We start from the raw sequence: 8,754 nt of genomic DNA on the forward strand, positions 1-8,754 counted from the left end.
TACATGTCTTCGTTTTTACTCTAAAAAGGCGGAAGAATAAATCTGAAATTTCAGTTAAAATTCATGCGACGGTAGTGTCATATCATGAATAAATGTAGATGGTTGTTTATTTTTATATTGATTCCAGTAAAGAATTCACGAAAGTTCGATTTTTTTCAAAAGAGAATGTTTTTGTGTATTTTTTCTTAGGGTTGGGTATTATTTCGTGTATGGCGGTAGGGACTATCGTAGGCTTATTTCACTTTTAGTAAAATAAATATTAATAAAATATACTCTGAATATCGTTCACAAATAAAAGTTTGGGCGCACATTAAAAAGTCACGAATGCTGTTAAATCAGTGTTTTGTGGTATTTTGTATGAACATTATCTATACAAATTTTTAGCAAAGGTATACGAACATAGTTACAATAAGGCTTTTCAAGATTTTGCAGAAACGCTGTAAATCTGCATTTTACAACCGGCTCCTCAAACTCAACTAATAGAGGCTTTAGTTGAATAATGATCTTAAACACTCGAGCGCTATTATAGGTTAATAAAAAATCCCAATTTCTCAATGTGAATACTAAGAAATCGGGATCTTATTTGATGTAACAGTTAGATCTACTTTTAAATCGCTTTGTTGTGTGCAATATTCAAGCAATTTTAATCATCGTTTATAAATATGAGCGCTTAGCTGGCCATGAGCCTTGTAGTTTACGAAGTTGTACAATTTGTCCTGTATGATAAGCGTCATGCAAAAGGATATTTAGATATTGTTGCCAAACTGGAAGAGAAGGACTAGGTTGATCTAATACTGCTTCTTGAAGGGATGCTAATGAAGATTGTAAGGCATCATGTACGTGAAGCGTTCGCTTCACTGTTTCTTGCCAAGCATCTTCATCATTAGCTTCACCTTGGACAAACGTTTCATCATTATTTTGTGGAGCAACAAATGTGTCATCTTTATGTAAGCGAGAAAGTAAGCGCTCTTTAAAGGTTAGTAAATGGTTTGCATTTTCCCAAATCGTATTAGCGGCCATTCCTTCTGGTTGCCAACATGCTTGTGCAGCAGTGAGATTCTTTAATGCTTCTGATAACGGTGGGTACCATTCTTCTTCGTAAAAAACTTGATTGACTCCATTTTGCAAGAGTTCTTTTTTACTCATTTGGATAGCCTCCTTTTTTGTAACTCTCTAAACATTACTTACTATTAATTTATCAAATTTTCAGAAAATAGTATATAGAAGTGAAAATATACATGGTCTTTATATTTGTGGAGCCTGTATTTTAATTAACGATCTTCCACAATCGGGCACGATTCTGTAATAATGATCAGCGCTCGTTTTCATTAAAGGGCCATTTAAATATGATTCAGATTCATTAATTAAACTGCAGCAAATTTTATTCTTTAAAGAACTGGGATTCTCTTTAAAAGAAATAAAGTTATTGCTAAACGATCCTACTTCTGATTATCAAACAAAACTATCAAGGCAACGTACGCTCATGGTGCAAAAGAAAGAAGGACTTGAAAGTATAATTTCTTTGATAGATTCTATTCTCAAAGCCCAGTGGTGATATGTCAACCATAAAAAACATCGGAATTGGAAATTCTTAAGCTATTAAGCATCTAAAAAACTGTTTTTAAGCGTACTCAAATAAACCTCGCATTTTTCGCGCAAAAAAAGGGCGAAAATGGAAGTCGGTTCAAAGGGTTGAAAGAAAGAGAATGGGTAAATTTACTCTCTCCTTTCGATTGGTATGTACAGCTGATTCGTGCGTAGTAGCGAATGCACGAGGCGTACAAGTTTTCTAGCGGTTAAGACGAGAGCGCGTTTGTGTTGATTCTTCGTAACTTCGTTGAATTTCTTTTGATAAAAGACTTTATATTCAGTGTCATGTTTTCGTATGGCATCAGCGGCTTGAACGAGATAGTAGCGTAAATACTTATTCCCGGTTCGCACACGATGGGTGTTTTCTGATTCATACTCACCTGATTGATATTGTGACCATACAAGTCCTGCGTATTTCGCTAAAGCGTGATGATCATCAAAACGCTTAATGTCACCAATTTCAGAGATTAATCCCGCTGCGTAAACGGGTTCGATGCCTTTTACCGATGTTAATGTTTGGGTGAACCCCTTCATCATACGTTCAATTTCTTTATCTAAGCGCTTGACTTGGGCTTCCATATGGCGAATCGTACTTAAAATCACAGATAGTGATAAATTAACGGGATCCGCCATCGTTTTGTCTAAACGATAGGAGTTGCGTGCCAACTTTTGAAGATATTTTGCGATTTCTTCTGGTTCCGCAAAACGATTCTTGCCCTTTTCTTGTAAGAACTCTACTAGCTCTTCTAGTGGCATTTCTGCAATCATTTCGGGGTCTAGCTCTTCTATGACGGCTAAACTCGTCGTACCAAATGTGTTAGAGAACGGGTTATCTTGGCGTAAGCCACTAAATTTTAAAAACAGTTGATTCATCATGTACGTTTTATTACGTGCAATTTCATGCATCATGTGAAAACGTGTACGTGTTAAACGGCGAAGCGCCTCGTGTTGAAGGGTTTCTTGCATATCATATGGCAAGCGTCCAAAGCGTAAATGATCCGCAATAACCCAGGCATCAATTCGGTCGTTTTTCGGTAACGTATCGTAGCCTTTTTTAAAGCGTGCTACTTTTCGAGCATTGAGCATAAACACCGCTGTTTGAAACAAGGGTGCATAGCCCTGTAATTGATTTTTCAAATAATGGGCTAGGTGCCAACTATATTGGTCCGTTTACTCCATCCCAATTTTTAATTGTGTAAGCTGATTCTTTTCCGCTGTTTTCAAAAGCTTTTGAATCAAGGTGTTCGCACCTTCTATATCATTAGAAACAGAAAAATCAGCAAGCGAATGACCCTCGCCATGCATGAATTGGACATGATGGGAGCGCATACTCACGTCGATACCGACTAGCATTTGTGACATGCCAATCACCTCCTATGGGGGAATAATCAAGATTGTCTCAGACCTGGGTGCCCAGTCGAATCATCGATGTCTGCCTCGTGATGAGCAATCAAAGTGAAGAAGACCATAATGAGCGCTACACTCTCTTCTCCAACAGCGTCGCAGCCAGTGGTTAGACCTTCAATAATGAACGATGGGTAGCAGGCTTTTTAAGCAGTACACATAAAAGTGTCCGCAAGGAGTGAAAGCTATTTCCTGTGTCAACCTTGTCCGTTCCATTGTCTCATGGGCACAGTCTGAGTGAAATAAAAGTTGAAATAAAAAAGGACGAAGTACTAAAATGGAGCCTCCTCCATCCTTCGCCCAAACGATATAAAATTGGATAACACAAATAAGCAGGTAAGCACCTGTTAGCTATACTATTTTGAATGGTTAAAATGGAAGTTTCCTTTTGGTCCCTCGTGTAAACCAGGGTCAAACAGGTAAAACATAAAAAAAGAGTGAGGGAGCCAAAAGGCGACTATCTCCTATAGGAAATCCAACAGATCCCCCAGTTGTCCGGATCAACTGGAAATTCTATCGGAAAGAGCTCTTACTACTAATATACGAGGAGAAAATTCATGAGAAAAGTTATCAATTATTTCTCTATGCAATTTTTTTAGAAAAGCCAATCCTTGATTTTCCCTATCTTCCTCATCTTGTTTGTGTAGCGGAAATACATTTCCATATATTTCATCGTATTCAAGGTTGCTTCCAACTTCCATGAAATATTCAACAACAATCTCTAACGCTTCATGGATGACTTTTTTATAGACTTTAGAATTCCCATCAAATATACTTAACAAATTTAGTCCTCCTTAATTTTTCATTGTCCTTCTCTAAGTGAAAGGTGCATTCTACATATGAAATTATTTTTCATTTGACACGAACTAATGTTGCAATTTTTATTTTTCATCTTCTAAGACGGTTGATTCCATTCGAGTTTTCCCTCTTAGACTTTTATACCTCTTCAATTCTAATGCATTGGCTCCCTTTCTACTATTTTGAAATTTAAGGTATTTGAAACTTTTCTAAATACGTACGAAGGAAAATAAAAAGTCGCATAGCTCATGCGACTTTTTATTATTACTCTTGGTTCATTATCTATTTTATTTGAAAGTTGCTAATATATCATATTGAAAGTTAGCTTGTGCTAATTGATCATTAATTTGATAGTTATATCCTGATTTTGTTTTTCTTTCTTGTTCAGCAAATAAATATAAATTCCTTTTTGCCCTAGATCCTATCACGTAGAGTAGCTTTTTCGAAGCAGATTCAGAGATATCATATGGTTGTTTGATTATTGAATTCCAGTGAGGCACATAACCCCAAAGTAATCCAAATGCAATAACCGTTTCAAATTCCTCACCTTTAACTCCATGACATGTATTTATCACAACACCAGTTGAAGGCTTAAATATATTCTTAAAGTACTGAATGTCATCAGGAGTTCCGATAAAATCAGATGATTCATATCTTGTTTGAATTCCATCAAAGAATATATCCCATTGTTCTTTTAATACATAATAATCATAGATATCCAGGTCAAGTATATTGAAAAATGCTATAAACGCTTTTTTCAAGTATAATATACCTATTGTTTCGTTCGGTTTTATCGAATTAATTATCTTAAGATATCTTCTACAGTCTGTGTACTCGTTCCCTAGAGAACCGTTTGTGTAGCTGTTTAAATCATCAATAATTTGTTTCATCCATCTAAAACGACTCATAGATGTATTTGGTGTTATTTCTGATAAAAATAATCTTGATAATTTCCACCAGAAATTCTCCCTATTTGTTGGGAGTGGGGAAACTCCTGGGGCATCAAAAGGAACATCTGGTAAGATGGATTTTAACTTTTGTGCCAATGGAGTTAAAAAATACCACTGCGGTGCTATTATGCATATTTCGTTTGGCGTTACACCATTATTTAAATTGTAAGTTATGATATCAGCTATCTCTTTAGAAAGATTATCTTTATGTGTTGTTGTATTAAGTGTAATTAAACCATTCTCTTCTGCATACCGACCACATGCCTGAATACTTACTTTTGTTGACTGGAAATTTTTAAAAAAATCAACAATTCTTTGGGAAGAACGGTAATTCCCAGGTATCTCTTTAAGTACTACTTCTTGATTTCCGATTTCTTCTTGTATCTCATAAAGACTTTTAGATGTTCCTCCTAATGAGCCGTATATTGCCTGATCAGGATCCCCTACTAGAAACAATTTACACTTATCGTTCGCCTCGGCAATGACTTGTCCTATAATAGCGTATTGTAGGTCCTGTGTATCTTGAAACTCATCTACAAATACATAAGAAAATAGATTCGCCAGATGTGAGCGTATTTTCTTTTTGCTTTTTAACAGTTTATACGAATAATATAGTAGCAAATCAAAATCTATTTCCTTGTTTTCTAGGATTATATCATGGAACTCTTTGGCAACTTCGTTCGCAGAAAAATCCGAGTTTATATATTCTCCTTCCCTATTAAACGCTACTGTGACATCGTTAAAATAGGGCACTGAATGTTTTTTCTTAAGATCATTTAATATCTTTAACTTTTTATTGTCATCGATGATAGAAAATCCATTTATTAATGCTGGTTCATATGCTGAATACGGTTTAATAATCCACTGGTAGCAAAAAGAATGAATTGTACCAACCCAAAGCTGCTCTTGTGGTATGCCAAGGTCATCTAGTCGTCGTTGTATTTCCTCGGCTGCTCTATTAGTATAAGTGAGTGCTACAATAAACTTTTTTTTACTCTCAAGCTTCTCTAACTCATAAGCAATTTTGCTAGTTAACACCCGTGTTTTTCCACTTCCAGGACACGCAATAACAAGGGCATTTTTATCTGTTGTTACTGCGTCTAATTGATAGGAATTTAAACCAATTAACATACGTGATACTCCTCATAAGTGTCGATTAATAACAAAAGGTCGTCATTATCTTCCAGGTAATCTTTAGATAACTCTTTTATTTTAATACAAGTTCGTTCTATATCATCTAACTTTTCAAGAGTATCTATAAAATCGCACAATTCTTCATGGCTACAATGGTTCTCTACTCGGTATTTCGCCATTTTTTCAAAGTGTTTATAGCCAATATGCCCTGCTGCAAACGCAATAGCTTCTAATATATATACTGGAATAAATGTTTCATAAGTAATCTCCTCAGCAAGTGTTAGGGCAAACCAGCCTTTTCCTACCACCTTATCCGCAAGACGAAGTGCTTCACAGCCAACAGTTATATCATCTTTAGACTTTAATAAAGCCTTTGAAGTGTCAATTGATTTTTGGGATTTATAAATTTTACTTAGTGTTCTTATTATCTCACGACGATTACCGTTTAGGACGAAATCAACTTCAAAAGTATGTTCTGCATAGAACGCTTCAACCCACGGATTGTCAACACAGTATTGATTAAGTTTCTGTTTTCTTTCTTCCCCTTTAATTGCAGAATTCCGCGATTTCTTTTCCTCGTCGGTATCATCGTCTTTATTTTCTTTTAATGGGATAAGAGACTGATCATGATCTGTTATGATGGCACAATGTCTTCTAATTCTTTTATCATCGAATAGATTAGCAATATGGTCGAATACTGTGCTATTCATATTAATTAAACTGATACCAATTTCATCAAGGCTTAAACCAAAGACACTTTTGAAAAGAGTTGGTATTAGGACTAACTCTGCATCGCCTTCAACTAAAATGACACCTTTAGCAAATAAAAGAGTACTTCTTGTAGCGTCAAGATATCGCTCAATTTTTGTGCACTCATTATCATCAAGTCCATTGCTTGGATGACATACAATGGTTTCGTTAGACTCTTTACATAGAATATTTACTGACTTTATTTTATTTGCTGAAGAGATATGAGTTGAATGTGTTGTAGTAATAACTTGTGTGTTTTGAAATTTGTAGTTATCGAACATCGTTTTCTGGATATGAGTATGAATGTGTGCCTCGGGTTCTTCAATTAATAAAAAATGGGCAGCTTTCTCTTCGGTCGGTTGTTTGTACTCATATTCTAGTAGTTTTAATGTTATGTAGATTAAATTTGCCCCACCTAAACTTAAATCTTCTAGTTTGCCTTGATGGCTTGTGTCTTCTCCATCTCCAACCCATAGTGTTAACGACTGGAACAGTTTATTGATATCTTCAGGAAGCTCTGAACGAATACTTACGTTTGGTGCATATGTAAATCCAATTGTTGAGTCAAGTGTCTTTTTCACTTTTTCAGCCAATTCTTTTATCTCCGAAAGATTACTGATATTTTCGTTCAATTCTGTTACCTTAGTTGTAATATTTGATGCATCAGTTACTTGAATATTTTTTGCACTACCCCTTAATAAATTTAATAACGGGCTTTGTTTGCTCTTACGTAACTCTGCCATTACATCTCGGAGAGCCTTAATATACGTACATGCAATTTCTGATCGTACCAAAAAAATTTGGGATGATGTAATGCCTAGTAAATCCTTTTTATCATCATCAGGATTTGGGAAAATAATATTTTCAAAGTCACCAACCAATTCTTTATACACCGCTTCATTAGAAAAATCAGCTGTACCTCGAAAATGATAGACACCTTCATAATCATTTATTGTTATCGCACTTAGAATTTCCTCAAGCTTTTGCTGATCCTTATCTTCATCAAGAGATAGCTCGTATAGTTTTTTTCTAATTTTTTTATGCGGTCGAAAATAAAAATGATAAGATCCGCTGCTAGACGCTTCATCAACATGTTCGAGTTTATGAGCTAAAATATTTGCCCCCTCACTTGAATCTAAATCTTCAAATTGTAAAGATATAATTATCCAATGCCCCTGCCATCTAGATAATTTTCTATTAAAATCGTTTTCTATTAGCTTAGAAGCACTAATTGGTAGATTATTATCAAGTAAAAGGCGTAATGCAAAAAATGCATTTGTCTTTCCTGATCCGTTTTCTCCTATAAGCGTATTTACTCCTGGATGAAATAAAAAGTTCTGTGAACAGAAGTTCCTGAAGTTTCTTAAATACATTTTTGAAATATGCATAATTTTATCCTCCCGAACCTAAAAAAGGTATTATTACCTATTTTATCACTTTTTATTAATAGATTGAATGAATATGTCGAATCGTACCATTTTTGTCTTCAATTCTTTAATAAAGGCTGTTTTCTTAAAGATTGTTGCTAAACTAAATCTTTAAGGACAAAAAAAACAGAGTTAATCTACAAAAATACGTAGAAATCAACTCTGCTTCTTTATATCCCACAAACCGAATCTTCTACTAAAGCACCTGTTAGTTTAAGAAGAAACTAATCCTGTAAACTTATTTATGTTATCTTTCACTTTGCCATTTTTCTTTGTGAAATAACTTATAAAGATTTTTTGTAAAATCCCATCTCGTCATAAAACCCTAATTCTTTGCTTTCTGCAAAGAGTTTAAAACCTACCTTCAAAAAATTCACATTAGCAAATTTATTATCATTTCTTACACTTACCATAATATTAGAAAAACCCCTTGATTCTGCTTCTTCTTCAGCTATCTGTGTCAATTTTAATTGCAGCGAATTCCCACGAAGATGTGGATGGATTAAAAAAGAGCTTATAAGTGCACATTTTTTTAAATCCAAATCTTTCCACTTGTCGTATTTTTTCATTGTAGGATTTATTCCTTCAAAATCAACCAAATAATAACCCATCAAACAATTATTTACTCAAACTTCGCAGACTGAAATCGACAAATAAGCCTTGATATAATTAGGAAGGCTGGCAATCCATTGCTGAAGTTG

The 8,754-nt window shown here is 34.7% G+C and carries 6 protein-coding genes and 1 pseudogene; 1 reads left to right on the forward strand and 6 read right to left on the reverse strand.

Annotation, left to right across the window (positions count from 1 at the left end):
* Positions 1-654 precede the first annotated feature (654 nt).
* A complete protein-coding gene (locus AMS59_RS20810) occupies positions 655-1,146 on the reverse strand; it encodes a DinB family protein (protein ID WP_053485631.1) in 492 nt (163 codons plus the stop codon).
* 232 nt (positions 1,147-1,378) lie between these two features.
* Here AMS59_RS20810 and AMS59_RS27085 point away from each other — a divergent pair, with 232 nt between their 5' ends.
* A complete protein-coding gene (locus AMS59_RS27085) occupies positions 1,379-1,555 on the forward strand; it encodes a hypothetical protein (RefSeq protein ID WP_369814347.1) in 177 nt (58 codons plus the stop codon).
* 161 nt (positions 1,556-1,716) lie between these two features.
* On the opposite strand, the pseudogene AMS59_RS20815 reads toward AMS59_RS27085, so the two are convergent.
* The 5 genes and pseudogenes from AMS59_RS20815 to AMS59_RS20835 form a co-directional block, all read right to left on the reverse strand.
* Positions 1,717-2,952, reverse strand: a pseudogene (locus tag AMS59_RS20815) (IS110 family transposase).
* A 542-nt stretch (positions 2,953-3,494) separates the two neighbouring features.
* Positions 3,495-3,776: a hypothetical protein gene (locus AMS59_RS20820; protein ID WP_053485632.1), complete on the reverse strand. Its 282-nt coding sequence runs from the start codon at positions 3,774-3,776 to the stop codon at positions 3,495-3,497.
* A gap of 303 nt (positions 3,777-4,079) precedes the next feature.
* Entirely contained in the window at positions 4,080-5,873 is a 1,794-nt protein-coding gene (locus AMS59_RS20825; RefSeq protein ID WP_053485633.1) for an ATP-dependent helicase, read from the reverse strand.
* The gene (locus AMS59_RS20830) at positions 5,867-8,014 is read right to left on the reverse strand and encodes an AAA family ATPase (protein ID WP_082337618.1); all 2,148 of its coding nucleotides are present in this window, start codon (positions 8,012-8,014) and stop codon (positions 5,867-5,869) included. The genes AMS59_RS20825 and AMS59_RS20830 overlap by 7 nt, the downstream gene beginning before the upstream one ends.
* A gap of 323 nt (positions 8,015-8,337) precedes the next feature.
* Positions 8,338-8,652 (reverse strand): GNAT family N-acetyltransferase, encoded by a 315-nt coding sequence (locus AMS59_RS20835; RefSeq protein ID WP_053485634.1) that lies wholly within the window; start codon positions 8,650-8,652, stop codon positions 8,338-8,340.
* Between the last annotated feature and the right edge of the window lie 102 nt (positions 8,653-8,754).

Source organism: Lysinibacillus sp. FJAT-14745 (assembly GCF_001275675.1).
Taxonomy (GTDB): domain Bacteria; phylum Bacillota; class Bacilli; order Bacillales_A; family Planococcaceae; genus Lysinibacillus.